Below are 22733 nucleotides of genomic sequence, written 5' to 3'. Positions count from 1 at the left end.
CCCTTAAGATTGCCTTAAATCTCTGGGCTGAAAATCAATCTAAAAGCAGATCCTTTACCCTTTTCGCTCTCCACTTCCACCTGAATATCAGATTCGAGTGCAAGTTTTCTCACGATTGCTAGCCCCAGTCCAGTACCCTGAACGGTAGCTCCAGCATCATCCTGTTCTCTATAGAAAGGATCAAAAATCTTATCCCAAGATTCCTTTGCAATCCCTTTCCCTTTATCTCTAATCTCTATAAATGGGGAACCTTCATGACTACCAACCTGCACTTGGATACTAGTTCTTGGCTCAGAGTATTTGATCGCATTTTGGCTGAGATTACTCAAGATCATCTGCAGTGACTGCTCATTGACCAGCGTAAAAAGCGGCGTAGAAAGATTGGTCTCGAATACAATTTCCCTCCCTGACTCTTTCTGTATTTGCTGCGCAAAATTCTGAGTAAAAGAAATCAACCCTACTTCTTCCTTACTCATTTTGCCTTTCCCTGCCCTAGCGAGAGAAAGCAATTGATCAATCATCTCCGACATCCGGTCTATACTCCCTAATGCCATTTTGACCTTTTCTACATATTCCTCCGAGGTCCTCGGCTTGCGAATCAACACTTCAAGCGTCCCCCGCATCACAGCCAGTGGCGTTCTCAACTCATGCGATGCATCAGAGGTGAATTGCTTTTCTCTATTCAGTGACTGTTCCAATCTCGCTAGCAGCTCATTGATGGAACGTGTCAGCTGGGCAATTTCATCGTTAGGTTCAGCTACTGGAATGCGCTCATTGAGGTTGCTTTGAGAAATAAGATTGGTCTTCTGGATGATCTTCTGAATAGGCTGAATACTCTTTCCTGCCAAAAAACGCATGGCCAAAAACAAGGAAATCAGGATCCCAGGGTATAAAATCAGCAGAATATTTCTGAGATTAGTGAGCAATTGCCGGGCATCTTCAAATGACTTTGCTACCAGCATAAAACCCTCTTGATTTCCTCCGTGATTAAGTGGAATCTGCATCTGACGCACCTCCCTACTTCCAGTTTTGAGCGTCCAAGCTTCATGATTTTTTGCTCGGTCAGGATAAAAACTCAAATGATTCTCCCCAAGATTGGGAGATCTATCCATGGAGTTTCCCTCCATATCTACAATCTCAATAAAGATCGGATTGAGCTGAATCTGACTATGTTCCTGCTCCAGCCACTCGTCTTTGTGCACAAAACGAATCTCCCCATTCACCAAAAAAATCTGACCAACATGCTTTTCAGTCTCTAGCTTTAGCTCACGATCGATGCTTTGAACCACCGTGTAATCCACTACCAAGTAAATGATCGCAAATACCAGCAATACGATCAGAGCCGTGACCAAAGTCAGCCTACGAGCTATGCGTTCTTTGTAGGAGACTATCATAGATCCTTTGCGATATAGCCTACACCACGCACTGTCTGTATGTAATCTTCGTTGGTGTTGAAATGCAATTTCTTTCGAAGTGAATTCATGAAAACGTCAATCACACCGGTGTTATAGTCAAAATGAATATCCCAAACATCCTCGATGATCTGCGTGCGTCGGCAAACTTGGTTTTTGTTTTTCATGAGGTATTCCAGTAGTGCAAACTCTTTTTGCGTCAGCTGAACTTCCTCTTCTCCTTTGAGAACCTGATGTCTGTCTGTGAAAAGCGTAATCGGGCCAAGTGTATATTTTTCCTCCGAACCGCCTTTAGCGCGTAGTTGAACTCGAATTCTCTCTAATAATTCTTCGAAGTGAAAAGGTTTTTTGATGTAATCGTTCGCTCCAGATTGTAGTCCGATGATCGTCTCGTCCACCGTATCTTTTGCCGTGAGAAAAATAATAGGCGTATTGGAAAACTGGGTTCTGAATTCCCGACAGACCTCTACTCCACTTTTCAAAGGCAGCATCCAATCCAGAAGCAAGAGATCATAATCTCCACTTAGTGCGAGCTGAAGGCCTTTTTCACCATTTTCAGCTACATCCACTGCATAGGATTCCTCTTCCAAGCCTTGCTGTAAAAATCCGGCAATCCCCGGTTCATCTTCTACGACTAGAATTCGCATGTTCTTCTTAAAATTTTACCACGGAGCACAAAGGTCACAGCGACACTACAAGCCTTAAGGCAAGGCGATTCTGTTTCTTCATTTGGCTTTACTCCTCGTTTGTTGTGCTTTGCTTCGCAAAAGTTAGCAAATCAATCCAAGCTCTGTAATTCAAAGGCTTAAGATTCTCTTAAAGTTTTTTTATCCAAGCCCACAAACAGCCTGTTTTCTAAAATCAATTGTAGATGATCAAATTTGGCCACTCCCCCTTTTCTAAAGGGGGCAAGGGGGATTTCTCAAAACATGTAACCTAAATCAAGTCCAGCTTCTGGAGACAACTATACATTGCGCCCTCTGAGAAACCTCAGTGGCCTTCGTGGTAAAAACAAAAAAGACCTTCCGAAATCAGAAGGTCTTGAATGCTTTATGCCATTTCTGCCACACGCTGTTTAGTTGGTTTTTTCTTAGTAGGTTTCTTTTTTCTCTTATTCCACCAGATCAAAGTACCAGTGATCGGCAGAGAGGTCGCAATCAAACAAGCTACAAACCATAGAAACTTGGAGAATTGTCCAAAAATATCTCCAACATGAAGAGACTTGACCGATCTACCTACCTGCTGGCGGAATGGCAAATCAGAAAACAAATTAGCCTCTGTAACAGACAGATCTGCTGAAGATAATTTCAACTGATCCGAGCCTGCTCTAGCGAAAAAACCTGTTCTATACTTACTTATGCTAATTGGCTCAGAAGCTTTTGAAGGGAGCGTAACTCTAATATTACCGGTATACGGAAGTTCAGCATTCGTTTTTGCAAAAATTTCTTCCAAAGAAAGGACAGCTAGCGCTCCTTCTTCTATCGGAGTTGCAAGTTCTGGCTTAGCATCAGCTTTTGGCTTTGTAGCAGTCTTTCCTTGAGGCGCAGGAGCCTGGTAAGTATCCCAAGTTTTTTGCCAACCTTCTCTATACCAGGTATAGGACCAGAATGGACCAGTAGCAGCCATGATAAAAAGGAAAATCAGAGAATAAAAGGCTAAGCTATTGTGTAGATCATGATTGACACGCTTCCAATTTCCAGACCATTTGATCTTCAAGCCCTGCTTCCAATTCTTTACTTTATTTGGAACCCAGATCACGATACCCGTAATCACTCCAAGTAAAAAAAGTAGCGTAGCAACACCATTGATAAACCTTCCCAAATCACGATTTCCCATGCTCTCCAGGATAGGAGTTTCTATTTTATCCAGCAACAACCACCTGTGGAGACTAAACATATAGCCCATAAATTCTGCAGTCTGAGTACGATCGGAAGTGTTCCCCAATACCTCAGCAGAATAAGGATTCACATAATAAGTACTTCCTCTTCCCTCTTCTCCTTCTTTCTTCATCGTAAACTGCACGCTACGATCAGCCTCCTCATTCCACATCAAGCCTACCACATTCGAATCAGTGCTTTTCTCCAAAGAACTCTTCAACTCATCAGCAGACATACGTTGACCAGCTTCCTCCACGAAGTAAAGCTCCGAATCCATCATCTCACGGATCTCAGTGTTATACACGTATATAGTACCGCTTAGACATACTGCGATCACCACCAAACCAGAAATTAAACCCGCATACAAGTGTACTTGGTCAAAAATATTTCGGATGCTTTTCCAAGCAGTAGATTTCTTTGGCTGCATAAAATGGTCAGTTTAAAGGGAATGGAATTAATAACTGGACGCAAAAATAAGGAAGTATTTTATTATTTAGATTTAATCTAAGAAAGAATTGAAAATTCTTAGCGAAACCAGTACCTGAACTATATGTCGATAAAGCAAAAAAAATAAAGCTTCTTAATAATTTAAATCGCCTCAAACAAGTACTAAATCCTGATTTTCAGTTATTTAATTACAAATCGAGTGATTAACGATCAAACAAACGATATTTTACCCTGATTATTGATTTTTGAAACAAAAATTGAGATCATCTATTTCATTTACAACCAGTATTTAATAGTTTAACAGAAATTATTGCGTTTAGATAAATATTTTAAACCAACTTTCGCTGAATTAGTAATTTTAAAAGATCAAATTCTAAGTAGAATACCCTATGCCCGAAGAAGTGCTAAACGAAAAGGAAATCATAGAAAGAATAAAGAATGATGATGAGTCAGCATTTATTGAGGTTTACGACCTTTTCTGGAAGCGCCTGTTCAATTACGGCTACAAAAAGCTCGGCAAAAAAGAAATTGTAGAAGGGATAGTACAGGAAGTATTTATTGATTTTTGGACCAAGAGAGCTAAGCTAGAAATTCACACCTCACTCTCCTCCTACCTGTTTACCTCGGTGAATTACCGGATAATCAATCAATACAAATCCCAAAGCATACGGGATAAATATTCAGCGACAGAAAAAACAAAAGGAGAGCAACTTAGCTCTGGATCTGACGAAAAAGTTCTTTTCAACGACCTGAAGTCAAACATCAAAAAAGTAGTACGGGAATTTCCACCACAGCGCAAAAAAGTATATCAACTCCGATTCAATAAAGGGCTGAGCTATATAGAAATCGCCGAAACTCTTGAAATCTCTGTGAGCACCGTGGAAAAACATATCATGCGCGCGCTTAAAGATATACGAATCAGCCTAAGAGAATTTATTCTTTCTACAATTACCCTTATTGGATCAGGTTCACTTTTCGAAATACTCATCGTCACACCCTATATCAGCTAACAGCCCCTAGCCCAATACCTCCTCTTTTAAAAAATTTCATTATTACACTTTTTGTGCACAATTAATTTTTAGGGTATAAAAAGCATCAAAACCAACATTAAACGAGCACAAAATAAAAAAGTTGGTTTATTTTTCATTTACTATGGAGGATAATTCTGTCTGAGTTGACATATATAGTATAACACTGAACTTATGAATGAAGAGGGTTCCAACATATTTCGAAAAGATGCTAAAAAGGCTTGCGCCTGGGCTGAAGAAACCAGTGAATCGGATTATGTAGACCAATTGGACATTGAAGAACAAAAGGCACTAAAGAAAAAATTACTAGCTGAAATAAAGAGCGGAATCAGAAAACAAGCTAAGCAAGCAGAGAAAAGGAAGATGATTTTCCGATACTCCAAAATTGCAGCTTCTGCACTTTTAATACTGGCAATGAACATCGGACTTTGGAGCAGCCTGAAATTAGAAATACAAACTTATCAAACCGGAGCAAATGAAACCCTTCAAATAGCATTGCCAGATGGATCTTCAGCTCTTTTGAATTCCAACTCGAGCTTATCCTTCTCATATACCAAGGCATTTGGATTTGATAGAAAGGTGCAACTGATAGGTGAGGCATACTTTGATATAGCCAAAGACACGGAATCAAAGAGATTCGTGATCAATGAAGGAGATGTAATGGAAGTTGAGGTTTTTGGAACAGAATTCAATTTCAAAAATCAGCCCCCTATTCACAAACTTACGCTAATAGAAGGAAGTGTGAAGCTTGGGTATCAAGGAAAAGAAGGCGATGCTAATCTAATGGTATCACCAGGGGAAACCATTAAACTAAACTTAGAAAATCATCAAATAGAAAGTAAAACAACCAATAAACCAACTAGACTACTTGCATGGAAGGAGCGGAAATTACGGATGCAAAACGAAAGCCTTGATGAGGTCTTGAGTATAGTAACTGAAATGTATGACCTAGAACTGATTGAGCAAAAAATACCACTAACCAATCAGCTTATTTCAGGGAGCTTACCGCTAACAGACAATCCAACAGAGGTGATCGAAAATATCGCAGCACTTTACGATACTCCGATTGCATTCGAGCAAAACACAATTCGAGTTCAATAGATTACCGCCTGCCTTTCGGCCGGATAGCAGGCAAATATAATTACTAGTAAACTTAGTTCGAGCAACGACTCTGGCAAACACCACAGTCGAAAATTACACTAGTGAGATCAGGATATATACCATATCCGGATCTATGAATGATTAGCAATTGACCCAAAATAAACGCGAGGTATCATTCTAACCACTAACCTGTTAATCTATGCTCATCAAATTTACCCGTTATCTATTGGTAGTTGGGCTGACTGGAGTGCTAGCACTCCCAGTCACCGTAAAAGGCCAAAATCTTACACAATTTGCCAAAGCCCCAGTTTCAGACCAGAAGCTGGACCAGAAAAATCTGGAATCAACACTCAAAGAACTCGAGGACCTATATGCTATATCTATAGCATATCCGTCAGCTCTAGTGGACTCAGAGAAAAGATTCCCTGCAGCGATCAATACCAAACTTAGTGCTGAAGAGAATCTGCAGCGAATCCTGAAAGGAAGTCAGCTGAATTACAGAAAAGGTTCAGGTAGTTTTTATATGCTTGAACAATCAGAAAATCAAGAAACTGTATCTATACCTACACCTTCCATTCTCTCTTACCATCTCTCTTCACCATCCATCGAAAAATTAGAGAGAACTATACAAGGTTTGGTGATGGATGATGATCAAATCCCTATTCCTGGAGCAAGCATACTGATAAAAGGAACCATGAACGGCGTGGTAACTGACGTCGATGGAAAATTCTCCTTAAACCTTCCAGATAATAGTGAAGAAGCAATCTTGATGGTTTCTTTCATTGGCTTTACTACTCAAGAGATCAAAGTTGGGTCTACCTCTTTTTTCAATATAGAATTAGCATCATCCGATCTAGCACTGAGCGAAGTAGTCGTGACTGCCTTCGGACTAGAGCGAGACAAAAAAGCGCTAGGCTATTCCACACAAAGTGTAGACGGAAGTGCGCTCACAGAGTCACGCCCTACTAATGTGGCGAACAGCCTTTCAGGTCGAATATCCGGAGTTCAAGTAACAGGAAACTCTATGCCAGGTAGTGGCGCCCATGTCGTAATCAGAGGCTCGTCTTCTGTTGCCGGAAATAATCAGCCGCTCGTAGTGGTGGATGGAGTGCCTTTAGAACAAACTTCCAGTAGAACCTATGGAAATGGTCTATCGGAAATAAGCCCTGACAACATTAAAGAAATGACAATTCTTAAGGGCGCAACCGCAGCAGCCCTATATGGCTCTCGTGCAGCGAATGGGGTCATTATGGTTACTACTAAAAATGGTTCAGGCACCAAAGGCTTGGGCATAGAATTCAACAGCAACATGACTTTTGACAATCCATTGATCAAACCGGATTTTCAAAATACCTATGGTGGCGGTTCTGGCTATAGAACTTGGTATGTAGACGGGAGGAATGGCTACGATGCAGACGGAATCCGTGGTACCGCAGGTGTGGATGAAAGCTGGGGAGCCCCAATGGATGGAAGTCTAGTACCGCTTTGGTATTCTGCACCAGAGAAAGTCGCGCTTTTACCACAACCAAATAACTGGGAGGACTTTTGGGAGACTGGACACAGTTTCTCCAACTCAATAGCACTCTCCGGAGGAAATGAGCAAGGAAGCTTCAGAGCTTCCATTGGCAGACTGGATCAAACCAGCATCATGGCCGACAATGACTATTACAGGAACAACTTCAAACTTAACACATCTTACAAATTCATCCCTCAGCTTCAAATGAGTGTGAATGCTGAATATGTAAAATCAGGTTCAGACAACAGAAGCTTCTCAGGAAGCCAGGATTTTATTTGGGCACACAGACATACCGATTATACCAAGCTTAAAAATTGGGAAGATTACTACGATGTTCAAAGACTCACTTTCAGAGATGGTGATGACTACCCTTATGCCAACTGGCAGCACGAATATTTCTCCAACCCATTCTTCAACCAAAAATATCTTCCTTCTTCAAATGAAAAAGACCGCTTGGTAGGAAGCATTGCTTTGAATTATGACATAAATGAGAATTTCAGCATCATGGCTCGATCTGGTACGGATTACTGGAGTGACAGCAGAATAAATATTCACAGTGCAGAGAGCTACAAAAACAATGTAAAAAGATTCGGCTCTTATACCGAATCCGTCCTTAGTAGTCAAGAAACAAACAGTGATGTAATCTTAACATACGACAAAGACATCACTCAAAGACTTTCACTCAAATTTCAAGCTGGTGCAAACAACAGAGTTAATCACTACAAAAGCAACTCTGTCTATGTGGGACAATTAACGATTGATGGCCTTTATAATTTAGGTAACTATGCTAGCCCAGTTACTCCATCCAGCTCTATCAGCGAGCAAGTTGTAAATAGTGTTTTCGGCTCAGCGCAATTTGGGTTCAACAATTACTTATTTCTTGATGTAACCGGAAGAAATGACTGGTCAAGTACTCTCCCAACGGATAATAACTCCTTCTTCTATCCTTCGGTGGCGATGAGTGCTGTCTTGACTGATATTTTCGATGTTCAGTCTGGCTTTCTTTCATTTGCTAAAATCCGGGGAAGTATCGCTCAGGTAGGCAATGACGCAGACCCCTACTTATTGAACCAAGTTTATTCTTCTGAAGGGCTGTGGGCTGGTGCGATTCCTACTTACGCTGAGTCAAACGAGATAGCAAACAGATCTCTAAAACCTGAGATTACTACTGGAAAAGAAATAGGATTAGACTTAAGGTTTCTAGAAGGCAGAATTGGAATTGACTTCACATACTACCATCAATCTACAGTCAACCAAATCCTTGCTGTATCGATATCTACTGCCTCAGGTTATAGTAGTCAGATTCTAAATGCTGGAGAAATCACCAACCAAGGAATCGAGCTTACCATCAACGCAACACCTATTAATACAGCATCCGGATTCAGCTGGTTTACCGCTTTCAATTTTGCCAGAAACCGAAACCAAGTAGTAGAACTAGCAGAAGGGCTTGACAACTACATCCTAGCAACTCAAAACTCCTTGACTTCTGAAGCCAGAGTGGGCCAGCCTTACGGTTCCCTATACGGAAGAAGATACTTAAGAAGCCCAGAAGGAGAGATTGTTTACAATAATGGACTCCCAGTAATTGATGAAGGCACATATGTTCTAGGGAATATCCAGCCTGACTGGATAGGCGGATGGAGCAACTCGCTCGCTTACAAAGGATTAGAACTCAACACGCTGATCGACATCAAAATGGGTGGCGACATCTTCGATGTGGGAACTGGCCTAGCTCGAAAAACAGGTCAATACGCCGAAACTGAAACAGGCAGAGAAGAAGGTGTGATTGGTGAAGGAGTCAAAAATATTGGCACTACTGAAAACCCGGAATATGTACCCAATGACGTAATAGCAGCAGCTAGCACTTTCTGGAATGCACAAAATCCTCGAACCTATCATGAAACGGGAATATTTGATGGATCCTACGTGAAGCTTCGTGAGCTCTCCTTGGGTTACGTTTTCCCTAAAAACTTCCTAGGAAACAAATTCATACAAACCATGAAACTTTCATTCGTTGGACGAAACCTGGCGATACTTTATAAAAATCATCCGCATATGGATCCTGAGGTTGATGACAAAGGAGGCAACGGGCAGGGGTTTTCCTATGGCGAGATGCCTTCTACACGGAATTTAGGATTCAATCTTAACGTGACATTCTGATCAATCTTTCACACCTAAAGAACAAATCATGAAAAGACTATACATATACAGTATCGCAATACTTCTTCTGACTTTTGGAACGATGACTTCCTGTACCAAGGATTTTGAAGAAATCAACACAGATCCCAACAACCCAGTATCCATATCCCCTTCCCTGCTTTTACCTAATGCAATCCAGGTGACTGTAGATCGATATTGGGGACATAGCACTAGATATCAACGCCTAAATATCGATGCCGCTATGTGCTGGATTCAGCACCTATCACGAAATATCTACATCAATGCTGAAGGCGATAGCTACGAAATCCCACTTACCATTTCATCTGGAACTTGGAACAGTATATATAATGAATCGCTCATCAATTTCGAAAGAGTCATAACACTCTCGGAGGCAGGTGCAGAGTTCGAAAACTCCAATTATCTAGGAATAGCAATGACCATGCAATCCTTTGGTTTTGCTTACCTCACAGATGTATTTGGCCCTATTCCATATTCAGAAGCACTTAACGGTACAGCAGAAGAAGCTATCAACTCCCCGAAATACGATTCCATGGAAGATGTTTATGCCGGAATCCTGACTGACCTAATGGAAGCGAATGATCTCCTATCAACTTCGGGACCGGAGGTAGTCGGAGATATCCTTTTCGACGGTGATATCATGAAGTGGAAAAGATTCACGAATTCACTTGCCTTGAGAATAGCCAACAGACAAGCTTCCAAAAAACCAGCTGAATCAAAAGCACTTATGACTCAGATTTTATCTGACCCTGTGAAGTACCCGATAATCGAAAGTAATGACCAAGCCGCTGAACTAATTCACTTCGATGTAATAGGAAGTAGAAACAAAATGTTTGATGTTTTCTCTACCCGATCCGATTGGAATATTAGCTCAACACTGATCGACAAGTTGCTTGAACTTGACGATGAGAGAATCACTGTTTATGCTCAGCCTTTAAGTGATGGATCTTATGCAGGACTGCCTAATGGACTCACTGATGCTGCTGCAGGGACTTACAACGCTTCTGTTATTGGACTGAAATATCTAGATCCTACTGCTCCAAGTGTACTCATGACTTATGCAGAAGTGGAGTTCATCAAAGCTGAAGCTGCTCTGGATGGAGATATTGATGGAAATGCCGAAGATTTTCTTGAGAATGCTATCAAAGCATCCTTTCAGCAACAAGGATTGGTTATGCCGGACGATTATATGAGCAGGATTGGTGGGGTAACCAAAGAAAGCATCATGACACAGAAATGGATCGCTTTGTTCGGTCAAGGAGTGGAAGCTTGGAACGAATTCCGCAGAACCGGATATCCTGTGATGCCTGCTCCAAATGCTAGCTCAGCATTTTCGAATGAAGGAATTCTGCCTACTAGAATTGAATACCCTACTTCGGAATACTCTCTAAATAGAACAAACCTGGACGAAGGCGTGAGTATGCTCGGAGGTTCTGACAATATGCGAACCCCTCTTTGGTGGGTAGATTAAGAAGTAACACATCCAACTTTCAAATGCACTCAATATGAAATCAAGCCGAATTAAAACGTCAGACTTAGGAATGAATGAAAATGATTCAGAATCCCTGCAATAAGTAATCAGCTTGACCACAAAAAACACATAATCACATGAAAAAGTCATTCAATACATATTTAGTACTGGCAGCATTAGCCACTCTTTCCTTCTCTCAATCCTGTGTTGAAGCAGAAGATTTGGCTACTCCAAATGTAGCATCACCGGTCCTGGTGTTGCTGGAGGGAAGCACCTTTGATGCCACGTCTCCAGTGACCGTTGGGTCAAAGTTCCTTGAGCTTGACAAAACCAATATTCTAGACTACACCAAGGGAATAGACTCCATCCCAGTCCCAAATTTAAACATCGCTGTCTACATCAATAACACCAATGAAGTGGCAAGCTTGGTAACTGGCTCAGATGGCAGTGCCGATCTAGTAGTTTCCTGGGCAGACCTTGGGTTGTCTGAAGCTGCAAGCGGCAATTCGGTTCAACTAGAATTTGCGGGAACCTACAAAGATGTAGCCTTTCGAAAATACCACACCGTGAGAGTCAATTAACAAGAATCTTAATCAATAGTAAATACAACTACACGCTAAATCTTTCTACAACCTTATTAACATCATTATGAACCACTCTATTAACAGAAGAAATTGGATCAAAACCAGCCTAATGGCTGTGGGAACCATGGCCGCGGCACCTGCTTTTGCTCTACCAAAAAACAAAGCACTAGCCGCCTACCAACCTAATTCAATTCTTAACGAGCATATCCCCCTATTTAATTACGATGAAGCTCGTTTAGTTGCAAAATTAAATTCAAACGAAAACCCTTATGGACCTTCCCCAAAGGTGATCAAGGCGATTTCAGATTCTATCACATTAGGAAACAGATATGGTCACGGTCAAGCTAAAGTGCTTATAGAAATGATCGCTGAAAAGGAAGGGGTTAGTACAGATCACATTATGCTCTCACCAGGCTCTTCAGATATTCTTGAAAAGACTGCTTTCGTACAATTTATGAATGGTGGAAATGTAGTATCTGCCGATCCTTCTTACATGTCGTTAATGAATACTGCTCAAAGACTTGGTGCTACTTGGAAGCCTGTATTATTGACAGGAGACTATCAGCATGATCTTGACGGTATGGCAAAAGCCGTAGACTCAGAAACTAACTTAGTGTACATCTGTAACCCTAACAATCCTACTGGTTCCATCACTGATGCTGCTAAGCTTAAAGCTTTCTGTTCTTCAGTCTCACAAAAAACGCCTGTCTTCGTAGATGAAGCCTATCTTGAGTTTATGCAAGACCCGGAAGCAAATACAATGGTCGGCCTTGTCGCAGAAGGTAAAGATGTAATGATCGCAAGAACATTCTCTAAGGCACATGGAATGGCAGGCCTTAGAATCGGGTATTTGGTAGCCCTTCCAGAGCGGATAGAAAGTATTACTTCCAAAGTAAGAAGTACTATGGGCTTATGTGTCACTTCATTAAATGGAGCTATAGCAAGTATGAAGGAGCCTAGCTTTATCTCTAGCTGCAGAAACATGAACACAGAATGTAGAGAATATACCAAGGGTGAGATTGCATCTTTGGGTTACGACATCATTCCTTCTGAAACCAGCTTTATGATATTCCCTCTTCGCATGGAAGGCCAGCCCTTCATGAAAGGAATGTATGACAATGGAGTAGGTGTCAAAGTATTCAACATAGAAGACAAACCATGGTGCCGTGTAAGTATGGGTACTAAGGAGGAAATGGAAATTTTCGTCGATACTTTCAAAAAAGTAACAGCCTAGAGTTAAAGAGCTATGAGTATTGCACTTCAGAAGACCCTATCGCTGCTCCTTTTGATAGTAATCGGGATATTACTCCAGAAAAAACTACAAAACGAGGATCAGAAAAAAGGGTTAAAAACCATTATTCTAAACATCGCCTTGCCGGCAATGATCTTTGTCGCTTTATTAAAAATCGAAATCAACCCGGATTTATTAATTCTTCCGGTGTTGGCTTTGGCATTCAATATCGTGATGATAGTCCTGACCAAATACTCCCTGCCATTTTTTGGCATCAAGTCAGACAGCCCGGCTATGCGAACACTGATGTTGCTGCTACCTTCTTTGGCTCCTGGATTGACCTGTTTCCCATTTATAGTAGAATATTTGGGGGATGACGTGCTTGCCTGGGCGGCTTTAGCAGACATAGGAAACAAACTCTTTGTTTTGGTTTTAGCCTATTTGCTAGCGATGTCCTGGTATTACAAAAACCAGAATTTGAAAGCTAAATCAAATGGTCAAAAAGTGAAAGAACTGCTGATCGCTATGGTGAGTGAGCCAATAAACATGGTAATTCTTGTAGCAATTGTACTTCTGAGTTTCGGATTCCACATGGACAGTATGCCTGGATTCCTAAGTGAATCCATCCTCATGATGAAAGACATGATGACTCCCTTGGTTTTACTTTTCATAGGAATAGCCGTGATTTTCAAATGGGATCAACTGAGAGTTATTACATCTCTACTCACATTCAGGGCTGGATTTACCTTTATGTTGAGCGGTCTCTTCATTTGGCTTGTACCCATGCCCTCTGAGGCAGCCATACTACTAGCCGTAGTATTTCCTCAAAGCGCTGTGAGTTTTTGGCCATTTGCACATATGTCTGCAATAAGGAAACTCGAGTATGACAACGAAAGGCAAAAAGACAATCCCACATTTGATCTGGAACTAGGAATAAATGTTCTGGCAGTATCCATGCCTTTTAGCACGCTGTTGATATTAGGTGTATTTACTTCAGGTAGCTACTTTACTTCTCCTCTCCACATCATATCCATTGGCGGATTGTTAGTTGGAGCGGCGTTGTTGCCAAAAGCCATACAGTGGGTAAGAAGCACAGATTTCAGCTTTGAAAATATGAGAGAAAAGGTTCTGAAAGACAGTCCAGTTGAATAACACAATGTAGGTTATCTAGAATAACCGATAGGTCTGACCAAACGAAAACGCCCAAGCATTGCTTGGGCATTTTTTGTATCTAATTGTAAATAAACTTTTGAGAAGTACAATGAAATTTCCAGCTTGGGTAAAATCCGATTTCCTTTTAAATTGAACACCCAAATATGATTCAATATGCGTAAACTCAGTCAGGCATTAGCTTCTCTAACAATTCTAGTCTCCATCATTTCCTGTCAAAGCAAGGTAGAAAAGCCACTTCCGGATCTATCCCCTGATTTCAAGTCTGTACTAGAGGCACATGGTGATTGGCAAAAGTGGTATCATGCCAAAGCAGAAAGTTATGTCATGATACATGAGGGAGTGATGACTGAGGAAGATGCGTTTATCAATCTGAATAGCAGAAAAATTCGTCTATCTAATACTGAGTTTGAAATTGGTTTTGACGGAGAGCAGACCTGGATTAGTCCAAATAGAGCGGCTTACAGAGGACAATCCGTGAAGTTTTACCACAATCTCTATTTCTATTTTTTCAATATCCCCTATGTATTTACAGACCCAGGAGTGACTGTAGTGAAAATCGCAGATAAATCCATTAATGGGAAAAAGTACCCGACTTATCAAGCCAAGTTTAATCCTAAGACTGGTGACAGTCCCGACGATCAATTCTTTATGCTAATCAATCCTGAGACCAATAGATTGGAATACTTACTCTACACCGTCACCTATTATGGTGATGAAAATCCAACACTTAGTGCTTTGAAGTATGAAGATTACCGAAATGCAGATGGTGTGTTTTTCCCTAGAATCCTGACTGGTTATACTTTTGAAAATGACTCTACTAAGAACATAAAGTACCAAGTGACCTTTGCAGATGCACTACTTTTGGATGAGGAGTTTGATGCAGAGATATTCGAAAAACCCAAAGATGGGGTTTATGCAGATTAGTGAACAAATGAATTCAGTTGGGCAGAGGCATAACTGTAAATTAAAATACTCTACTTTCGAGTCATGGTTAAACGACTTTTAAAAATACAGGACAATGCGATAGTGAAGCGAATCACAATTTGGAGACAAATCAAGGATGGACTTTTCATTGCTATAGGAGTTGTGATGGCGAGTATAGGCCTGAAAGGATTTTTGTTACCCAATGGATTCTTTGACGGTGGAGCGATGGGAATGTCCTTACTCTTGGAAATGCTCACTCCAGTCAACCTGTCTGTACTGATCATCCTAGTAAACCTGCCATTCATTTTACTTGGTGCTAAGCAGGTTTCGGTACAGTTCGCGATCAAAAGCACCATAGCTATTTTCGGACTGGCACTTATGGTTCACTTTATAGAAGTGCCTGCGATTACGGCGGATAAACTACTGATTGCGGTTTTTGGTGGTTTTTTCTTAGGATCTGGAATTGGCTTTGCCATCCGAGGTGGAGCTGTCATAGATGGCACTGAAGTGCTGGCGATTTCTGTGAGTAGAAAATCCAGCTTGACCGTTGGTGACTTTATTACTGTTTTCAACGTCTGTTTATTTATAGTAGCAGCGATTTTTGTGGATTTAGAGACAGCCATGTACTCCATGCTAACCTATTTCTCAGCTTCCAAAACTGTAGATTTTATTATCAACGGGGTAGAAGAATACCTTGGTGTAATGATCATGTCCTCTCATAATGAGGAGATCAAACAGATGATATCTTTTGATCTCGGACGTGGCGTGACGGTGCTGAAATCTGATGGGGGCTATGGAGATAAGGCCAATCAACTTCCAGATAGAAAAGTGTTATTCTGTGTAATCACAAGATTAGAAGTCACCAAAATGCTGGTAGAAATCGAAAAAATTGATTCTAAGGCATTCGTTATCCAGTATCCAATCAAAGACACTAAGGGTGGAATGATTAAGAAGCGGCCCTTGCATTAGAAAATAGTAGCAAGATTCAAGTAGCAAGACATTAGATTTTAGGATATGAAAAAAGGGCGAATGAATATTCGCCCCTACCTATATCTTAAATCTAGATACTTGATATTAATGTCTTACTACTAAGATATCCCCGATCCACTCGCAGTGCCTTCATGTGGCACCAAAAGCTTCAACTTGCCGTCTTTATCTTCAGCCATCAGGATCATACCTTCAGAGTCGATGCCCATCATCTTGCGCGGTGCAAGGTTGATTAGCATAGTCACTTGCTTACCAATTAGAAACTCTGGCTCAAAGTGCTCTGCCACACCGCTAAGAACAGTTCTGTTCCCAAGCCCAATATCCACTTTTAGCTTAAGCAATTTCTTGGATTTTGACATTTTCTCCGCTTCCAAAATGGTAACAACACGCATATCTAGTTTTGCAAAATCATCGTAAGTAATGATTTCCTTCATGGCTGGAACTTGTGCGTTTTCTACTTCATTCATCTTCTTGGCATCTAATAGTTTTTGTACTTGTTTTTCTACGGTTTCATCTTCGATTTTTTCGAAAAGCAATCCCATCTTTCCTAGTGACGTCCCTGCTTTCAATAGCTCACTTTGACCAGCCTCAGACCAATCTATCTTTTCCATTCCAAAAAGGTCTACCAGTTTCCCAGCAGTAAATGGTAAGAATGGCTCAGAAACGATCGCAAGATTTGCAGCGATATTCAAGGCAATATTCAGAATAGTAGCCGTGCGAGCTTCATCTGTTTTGATGACTTTCCAAGGCTCCGTATCCGCTAGGTATTTATTTCCCAATCGAGCCAATTCCATCACAATACTCAGAGCCTCACGGAATCTGTAGCGCTCTATAGAAGAAGCAATTTTCTCAGGAAATTCTGCCAAAGCATCCAATATCTCCTGATCGTAACCAGTCAATTCACCTCGCAGTGGGATAATTCCCTGATAGTATTTATGCGTCAAAACCACTGCGCGATTCACGAAATTCCCGTAAATGGCAACCAGTTCAGAGTTGTTTCTAGTTTGAAAATCCTTCCAAGTAAAGTCATTGTCCTTCGTCTCTGGAGCATTGGCAGTAAGCACATAGCGAAGCACATCCTGCTTGCCTGGAAATTCTTCCAAATACTCATGCAGCCAAACGGCCCAGTTTCTAGAAGTAGAGATCTTATCTCCTTCAAGGTTCAAAAACTCATTGGCAGGCACATTTTCAGGAAGTATATAATCGCCGTGAGTTTTAAGAATTGCTGGGAAAATAATACAGTGGAACACGATGTTATCTTTTCCGATAAAGTGCACCAGTTTGGTATCCTGATCTTTCCAATATGGCTGCCAATCAATTCCTTTTTCTGCCGCCCATTCTTTTGTAGAAGAGATGTAGCCAATCGGCGCATCAAACCAAACATAGAGAACTTTGCCCTCTGCATCCTGCAAAGGCACTTTTATCCCCCAGTCCAGATCTCTGGTCATTGATCTTGCTTGAAGGCCATCCCCAGCTTCTAGCCAAGAGCGACACTGCCCCAGCACGTTATTTTTCCAATCATTCGCATGATCTTCCAGTATCCATTTTTTCAAGAAATCCTGATACCTCGCCAAGTCTAAAAACCAATGCTTGGTTTCTTTTAAAACAGGAGTTCTACCACTGAGTTTTGACTTGGGATTGATGAGCTCTGTAGGGCTAAGAGAGCTACCACACTTTTCACATTGATCTCCGTATGCATGCTCGTTGCCGCATTTTGGGCAAGTCCCTTCTATATATCGATCTGCCAAAAACTGGTTGGCTTCCTCATCGTAATATTGCTCGGTAGTTTCTTCTAAGAATTCACCTTTTTCATACAAATCCTTGAAAAATCCCTGTGCCGTCTCATGATGAATAGGTGCTGAAGTTCTTGAATAATGATCAAAGCTGATCCCAAATTCCTGAAAGCTACCCTTCATGATTTGATGGTAATGATCCACCACTTGCTGAGGGGTTTTACCTTCCTTTTTTGCCTTGATAGTAATCGCTACGCCGTGCTCATCAGAGCCACAGATATAGGCTACATCCTTGCCCAGGCTTCGTAAATAGCGAACGTAAATATCTGAGGGAATGTAGCATCCAGCCAAGTGACCTATGTGAAGTGGTCCATTGGCATAAGGAAGCGCGGAAGTGACTGTATATCTTTTGAAATTTTTATCGCTCATGATCAATCTAAGATTCGAAATAGTATGCCCCGATTTGAAAACAAATTCTTCACAGGATCAGGGCGCAAAGATAGGGAAATCAGACAAAGCGAGCCTTAAGCATTTGCAAATTCATTGCGCGCTTCATCCGTCAAAATACCATTGTATATAATCGTGATCGCTTGATCGTAAATATCCGCATGAGGTATCTTCATGCCTTTTTGAATGGGCCCCGGGAACTGACTGATGAATTTGGGATCCATAAGCGATTGTACCGCAGTAGCATAAAGCATTACGACCAAATTGACATTAACGGAGGGATTGACCAAACCCTCAGATATGCCTTGATCCAGCAATTGTTTGAAGCGCGTATAGGCAGATTCATTGATATACTGCTCCAGATCTTCCCAGATTTCTGGCGCATGCTCTCTTAGATCCTCGAAAAGCTCAGGATTAATTGGCCCGAGTAGGGAAGCCATCACAGTCAAGGTGGACTTCAATTTGAGCGGAAAGGAAATATACCGATTGTCCACAATTGCCTCCACTTTGGCTGTTAGCTTGGTTTTGGTTACTTCAAATGACGCTCCTAACAGCTCCAACTTGCCTGGATAATACTTATAAAGTGTCTTTTTACTCATGCCCAGCAGTTGGGCTATATCATCCATGGTGGTATGACGGTAACCTTTCTCTAGAAAAAGCTTGTAAGCTGCATCCAGAATTTTGCTTTCGATATTGGCTTTCTTAGGCATGGGTGGGTTGAGGAGAATCAAAAAGTAAAGGTTTAAAATAATAAAAGGATATGCAATGGAAATAGTTCTACTGGCGTAATGAGGGTAAGCTTTGAGTTTTTGTTCGAACCTCGAAGGTTTCGTTGACAAAACGATTCAAATGATTGGAGTTTTTGATACAGGTCATTGAATTTACTAAAATGCTTTTCTACGCGAAGAAACTCGGTGAGGTATGATATATCAAGGAAAAACTATCAGACGGATAGATTAGGTAATGGAAATTAGTATTTTGGGTTCAGAATATTTTCCCACACATTTTCCCATTATTCCGATTAATTCTTAAAATGATAATAAGAAGCCGAATTAATACTGTGAATGCCGTAGTATTACCAGTATTGCTCATTTTATGGCTGGCCGCAATAGCCACCTTCATCTGCTTCCTTTCTATTGAAGATGTAAACAACGGAAAAGCAGATTCAATTTTCAAAACGCCAATCTATGGAAGTCTTATTCTATTTGTAGCGATTATTGGTACTGCCATACATTATATAAAAATGTACAAAACTATCGCGATTGATAGCAAAGGCATAAAAATCAGCAACTTCTTCTACAAAAAATCCTTAGCCTGGAATGAAATTGATGAGATTGAATTGATCGGAAAAAGTCAAGTTGCGAACTCCCCCGTGGACGCAACAATCCTTATCCTCAAAAATGGCAGGAAAATAGACCTTATAGCTTCCCGTTATGAAAATATGCCTGCCATCAGAAAAACGCTCCAGCAAATAATTGAGTGTATTGAGAGCAATGATCAAATTTTGCTCAGCCCACTTAAGGCAACTTCGAAAGTTGACACTGCTGACGCTATTCACCTCAGTAAAATGACAAAATACAGCGGAAACCATATCCTATCATTTAATGGATTTCTGCTTTACGGATGGATAATCTTTTCAGTTTTTATAGTATTTACTTATCCTAATTCTGGAGGTATAATTATAGGACTCGTTATAATGTTTGGTGTCTTATATGGTTCTCTGGGCCTACAACTTCACTATTTTTATATGGACCAAAACCACCTAATAATTAAAAATCATGTATGGCCTTGGGTGAATGATAAATACCGAATAGAAGATATTAAACAAGTCACAATAGAAGCGCCATATAAAAAGTCAACCTCATTAAGAGTTATCACAAATGGCTTCATCTCAAAACTGTATTCGGGGGGAAGTTTGAAATTCAGTATGTGGAAAAAGTTCTTAAAGGATATTCAAAATTTTAATATTGACGCAAAAAATGAAGCTGGCTTTTAACGCTCTATAATTCCTTCGTGCATGTTTCAGCTCATTATGTTTTGTCCTTTCATCTAATCGAATTAAGATTTCCATTTCTCCTTTCTTGGCGATCTCTGCGACTTTGCGGTAAGTATATATTATTTTTACAAGCCCAAATTTTTCTATAAAAGCTATGAATCCACAGGAAGCCGAAAAGCGAATTACCCAACTGACCCAGCAGATCAACCATCATAATAATCTCTATTATCAAGAGAGTTCCCCAGAAATATCTGATTTTGAGTTCGATAAGTTGTTAGAGGAATTGATAGAATTGGAGACTAGCTTTCCTGATTTACTTGATCCGGATAGCCCAAGCCAGCGTGTGGGTGGCACAATCACCAAAGATTTTCAGACAGTGGAGCACAGCACTAAAATGCTTTCGCTAGGAAACACCTATTCTGTAGAAGAGCTTATCTCCTTTGATGAGCGCGTAGTAAAGGGACTCGGTCACCCCAACTTTGAATATTTCTGCGAGATGAAATTCGATGGAGTTGCGATCTCTCTGGTTTATGAAAATGGTAGGTTTGTAAGAGCTGTGACTCGAGGTGATGGATATAAAGGAGATGATGTCACTGCTAATGTGCGCACGATCCGAAATATTCCTCTGGAAGTAAAAGGAGACAATATTCCTGCAACTTTCGAAGTCCGTGGAGAGATCTTTTTGCCGTTGAAGGAATTCCTGAAAATTAACGCTGCGCGCGAAGAAGCTGGGGATGCCCTTTTAGCCAATCCACGAAATGCAGCTTCGGGTACGCTGAAGATGCAGGACTCATCCGTAGTAGCCAAACGCAGATTGAATTGCTATTTCTATCAGTTACTCGGAGATGAACTGAGCGTAAACACACATTCTGAAGCGATATCACTGATAGAAAATTGGGGATTCAACGTCTCCCAAACCTATAGAAAAGTTGCGGACATTCAGGAGGTAATCCAATACATAGAAGATTGGAAAGAGAAGCGCTTTTCTCTTCCTGTGGATACCGATGGTGTAGTCCTAAAAGTTAATAATTACGATCAACGCGAGGAACTGGGCTTCACTGCCAAAAATCCCCGCTGGGCGATAGCATACAAATACAAGGCAGAAAGCGCTGAGACGGAACTGCTGTCTGTGACTTACCAAGTTGGGCGAACGGGCGCCATCACTCCAGTGGCGAATCTGTCTCCTGTGAGTTTGGCGGGCACGACCGTGAAGCGGGCTTCTCTCCACAATGCCAACGAAATTGAGCGATTGGATCTGCATGAGGGCGACTTTGTCTTTGTGGAAAAAGGAGGAGAAATCATCCCAAAAATCACGGCTGTAAATCCAGAAAGAAGAACTTCTGATGCAAAGCCAATCGCTTACATCACGCACTGCCCGGAATGTGGAACGGAACTGGAACGAAAGGAAAGCGAAGCCAAACACTATTGTCCAAATGCAGAATCCTGCCCTCCTCAGGTGCTGGGAAGAATAGAGCATTTCGTATCCAAGCGTGCCATGGATATCGACTCCATGGGAACGGAGCGAATCAGAGCCTTGATCGATCAGGGATTCATCCGCAATCCAGCGGACATTTATGAATTGGAAGCGAAAAAGGATGAACTACTAGGGCTGGAAATGTCCCAAGATCAGTACGAAACTGAAGGTGATGGCTTGCTGTATATTACTTTAGAAAAGGCGCTCTATGCCTTAACTGAAGGTCTTACATCAAAACAGGTTCATGATTTCCTAGCCGAAAACACAGAATTACCATTAGCGGAAGTACTCATTGCTTTTAAGGAATATATCAGAAAATTGAAGAAAAAAGTCCCTTCCAATACTGGGATGATCGATTATTTGATTTCAAACCTTAAAGAACACAAACTTCCCAAACTCGAAGACTACGTGCCTGTAGCGGTGGTTTTAGATTTGTTCCTCAGCAGAAAAGTTGATTTCCAGCAAGTGCTCGAAGTCAGCAAAAAGGAAGGAACAGTACATGGCATTTTGCTAAAACTCAACCTTGATCTCAACCAACAACTAACAGATCGTATCAAAAAACTTAAAGCCAATACCTTCCAGGATGGTGTCATCAAAAACATGATGGAGGGAATTGCTGTGTCTAAAAATCAGCCTTTCGAAAAAGTGCTTTTTGCTTTGGGAATAAGAAATATCGGAGAAAACACCGCTCAATTGCTTGCCAGACATTTTGGGACAATCGAAAAACTCCAAGCTGCTACCTCAGAACAATTACTCGATATCAATGGTGTAGGCGAAACGCTTGTACTGAGTCTTCAGGACTTTTTCGCTCAGCCAAAAAACCAGGAGATCATTGATAGACTGAAAGACTTCGGATTGAAGTTCGAGGTGGATGAATCCGAGTCCAAACAATTAGGGAATTCCCTTGAAGGTAAAAGAATTTTAGCCAGCGGAAAACTAGCCCATTTCAAACGTGACGAGATCAAAGATACAGTCATCGCACATGGAGGACAGTACATTTCCTCCGTTTCCAAAAACCTGGATTTCATCATCGAAGGTGAAGATATGGGCCCAAGTAAAAAAGAGAAGGCCGAGAAGCTCGGAGTCCCGATGATTAGCGAGGAGGAGTTTTTGAAGATGATAGGTATGTAGAGATTACAGTCATCAGTCTCAGT

General features: G+C 41.1%; 16 protein-coding genes. 11 read left to right on the top strand and 5 right to left on the bottom strand.

The features are described from left to right. Window positions 1-14 precede the first annotated feature (14 nt). From LV85_RS16245 to LV85_RS16235, 3 genes are all read right to left on the bottom strand, one after another. Complete coding sequence (locus LV85_RS16245) at window positions 15-1394, bottom strand: sensor histidine kinase (RefSeq protein WP_111321347.1); 1380 nt, start codon at window positions 1392-1394, stop codon at window positions 15-17. Beyond that, a complete protein-coding gene (locus tag LV85_RS16240; RefSeq protein ID WP_111321345.1) occupies window positions 1391-2059 on the bottom strand; it encodes a response regulator transcription factor in 669 nt (222 codons plus the stop codon). The genes LV85_RS16245 and LV85_RS16240 overlap by 4 nt, the downstream gene beginning before the upstream one ends. A gap of 403 nt (window positions 2060-2462) precedes the next feature. Further along, complete coding sequence (locus LV85_RS16235; RefSeq protein ID WP_111321343.1) at window positions 2463-3716, bottom strand: PepSY-associated TM helix domain-containing protein; 1254 nt, start codon at window positions 3714-3716, stop codon at window positions 2463-2465. Window positions 3717-4125: 409 nt separating this feature from the next. Between LV85_RS16235 and LV85_RS16230 the strand changes: the two genes are divergently transcribed. The 9 genes from LV85_RS16230 (at window position 4126) to LV85_RS16190 (ending at window position 15911) form a co-directional block, all read left to right on the top strand. Beyond that, the gene (locus LV85_RS16230) at window positions 4126-4746 is read left to right on the top strand and encodes an RNA polymerase sigma factor (RefSeq protein ID WP_111321341.1); all 621 of its coding nucleotides are present in this window, start codon (window positions 4126-4128) and stop codon (window positions 4744-4746) included. Between the two features lie 192 nt (window positions 4747-4938). Continuing rightward, on the top strand, window positions 4939-5865 hold the full coding sequence (locus tag LV85_RS16225; RefSeq protein WP_111321339.1) for a FecR family protein: 927 nt from the start codon (window positions 4939-4941) through the stop codon (window positions 5863-5865). Window positions 5866-6064: 199 nt separating this feature from the next. Beyond that, window positions 6065-9541 carry a SusC/RagA family TonB-linked outer membrane protein gene (locus LV85_RS16220; protein ID WP_111321337.1) on the top strand — a complete coding sequence of 1159 codons (3477 nt, stop codon included), beginning with the start codon at window positions 6065-6067 and terminating at the stop codon, window positions 9539-9541. A gap of 28 nt (window positions 9542-9569) precedes the next feature. Next, entirely contained in the window at window positions 9570-11030 is a 1461-nt protein-coding gene (locus tag LV85_RS16215) for a SusD/RagB family nutrient-binding outer membrane lipoprotein (RefSeq protein ID WP_111321335.1), read from the top strand. Between the two features lie 137 nt (window positions 11031-11167). Further along, window positions 11168-11611, top strand: a complete 444-nt coding sequence (locus tag LV85_RS16210) for a hypothetical protein (protein WP_111321333.1) — start codon at window positions 11168-11170, stop codon at window positions 11609-11611. Window positions 11612-11678: 67 nt separating this feature from the next. After that, entirely contained in the window at window positions 11679-12848 is a 1170-nt protein-coding gene (locus tag LV85_RS16205) for a pyridoxal phosphate-dependent aminotransferase (protein ID WP_111321331.1), read from the top strand. Between the two features lie 12 nt (window positions 12849-12860). Further along, window positions 12861-13997 carry an AEC family transporter gene (locus LV85_RS16200; RefSeq protein ID WP_111321329.1) on the top strand — a complete coding sequence of 379 codons (1137 nt, stop codon included), beginning with the start codon at window positions 12861-12863 and terminating at the stop codon, window positions 13995-13997. Window positions 13998-14171: 174 nt separating this feature from the next. After that, entirely contained in the window at window positions 14172-14942 is a 771-nt protein-coding gene (locus LV85_RS16195) for a DUF6503 family protein (protein WP_111321327.1), read from the top strand. A gap of 63 nt (window positions 14943-15005) precedes the next feature. Then, on the top strand, window positions 15006-15911 hold the full coding sequence (locus LV85_RS16190; protein WP_211318426.1) for a YitT family protein: 906 nt from the start codon (window positions 15006-15008) through the stop codon (window positions 15909-15911). A gap of 119 nt (window positions 15912-16030) precedes the next feature. Here the strand turns inward: LV85_RS16190 and metG are convergent, their stop codons facing one another. Together metG and LV85_RS16180 are read right to left on the bottom strand one after the other, a co-directional pair. After that, entirely contained in the window at window positions 16031-18091 is a 2061-nt protein-coding gene (metG, locus tag LV85_RS16185; protein ID WP_111321325.1) for a methionine--tRNA ligase, read from the bottom strand. A gap of 95 nt (window positions 18092-18186) precedes the next feature. Beyond that, complete coding sequence (locus LV85_RS16180) at window positions 18187-18819, bottom strand: TetR/AcrR family transcriptional regulator (RefSeq protein ID WP_111321323.1); 633 nt, start codon at window positions 18817-18819, stop codon at window positions 18187-18189. Between the two features lie 323 nt (window positions 18820-19142). Between LV85_RS16180 and LV85_RS16175 the strand changes: the two genes are divergently transcribed. Next, complete coding sequence (locus LV85_RS16175; protein WP_111321321.1) at window positions 19143-20105, top strand: hypothetical protein; 963 nt, start codon at window positions 19143-19145, stop codon at window positions 20103-20105. A 154-nt stretch (window positions 20106-20259) separates the two neighbouring features. Continuing rightward, entirely contained in the window at window positions 20260-22710 is a 2451-nt protein-coding gene (gene ligA / locus LV85_RS16170) for an NAD-dependent DNA ligase LigA (RefSeq protein WP_111321319.1), read from the top strand. The last annotated feature ends 23 nt before the right edge of the window (window positions 22711-22733 follow it).

Origin of the sequence: Algoriphagus chordae (assembly GCF_003254055.1) — a bacterium.
GTDB lineage: Bacteria > Bacteroidota > Bacteroidia > Cytophagales > Cyclobacteriaceae > Algoriphagus > Algoriphagus chordae.
Note: the sequence above shows the minus strand (reverse complement) of the source record. Positions and strands in the feature narration are given on the sequence as shown.

Coding starts and splice junctions, on each gene's coding strand:
- LV85_RS16245 (WP_111321347.1), bottom strand. CDS start 1,394: ATGATAGTCTCCTACAAAGAACGCATAGCTCGTAGGCTGACTTTGGTC.
- LV85_RS16240 (WP_111321345.1), bottom strand. CDS start 2,059: ATGCGAATTCTAGTCGTAGAAGATGAACCGGGGATTGCCGGATTTTTA.
- LV85_RS16235 (WP_111321343.1), bottom strand. CDS start 3,716: ATGCAGCCAAAGAAATCTACTGCTTGGAAAAGCATCCGAAATATTTTT.
- LV85_RS16230 (WP_111321341.1), top strand. CDS start 4,126: ATGCCCGAAGAAGTGCTAAACGAAAAGGAAATCATAGAAAGAATAAAG.
- LV85_RS16225 (WP_111321339.1), top strand. CDS start 4,939: ATGAATGAAGAGGGTTCCAACATATTTCGAAAAGATGCTAAAAAGGCT.
- LV85_RS16220 (WP_111321337.1), top strand. CDS start 6,065: ATGCTCATCAAATTTACCCGTTATCTATTGGTAGTTGGGCTGACTGGA.
- LV85_RS16215 (WP_111321335.1), top strand. CDS start 9,570: ATGAAAAGACTATACATATACAGTATCGCAATACTTCTTCTGACTTTT.
- LV85_RS16210 (WP_111321333.1), top strand. CDS start 11,168: ATGAAAAAGTCATTCAATACATATTTAGTACTGGCAGCATTAGCCACT.
- LV85_RS16205 (WP_111321331.1), top strand. CDS start 11,679: ATGAACCACTCTATTAACAGAAGAAATTGGATCAAAACCAGCCTAATG.
- LV85_RS16200 (WP_111321329.1), top strand. CDS start 12,861: ATGAGTATTGCACTTCAGAAGACCCTATCGCTGCTCCTTTTGATAGTA.
- LV85_RS16195 (WP_111321327.1), top strand. CDS start 14,172: ATGCGTAAACTCAGTCAGGCATTAGCTTCTCTAACAATTCTAGTCTCC.
- LV85_RS16190 (WP_211318426.1), top strand. CDS start 15,006: ATGGTTAAACGACTTTTAAAAATACAGGACAATGCGATAGTGAAGCGA.
- metG (WP_111321325.1), bottom strand. CDS start 18,091: ATGAGCGATAAAAATTTCAAAAGATATACAGTCACTTCCGCGCTTCCT.
- LV85_RS16180 (WP_111321323.1), bottom strand. CDS start 18,819: ATGCCTAAGAAAGCCAATATCGAAAGCAAAATTCTGGATGCAGCTTAC.
- LV85_RS16175 (WP_111321321.1), top strand. CDS start 19,143: ATGATAATAAGAAGCCGAATTAATACTGTGAATGCCGTAGTATTACCA.
- ligA (WP_111321319.1), top strand. CDS start 20,260: ATGAATCCACAGGAAGCCGAAAAGCGAATTACCCAACTGACCCAGCAG.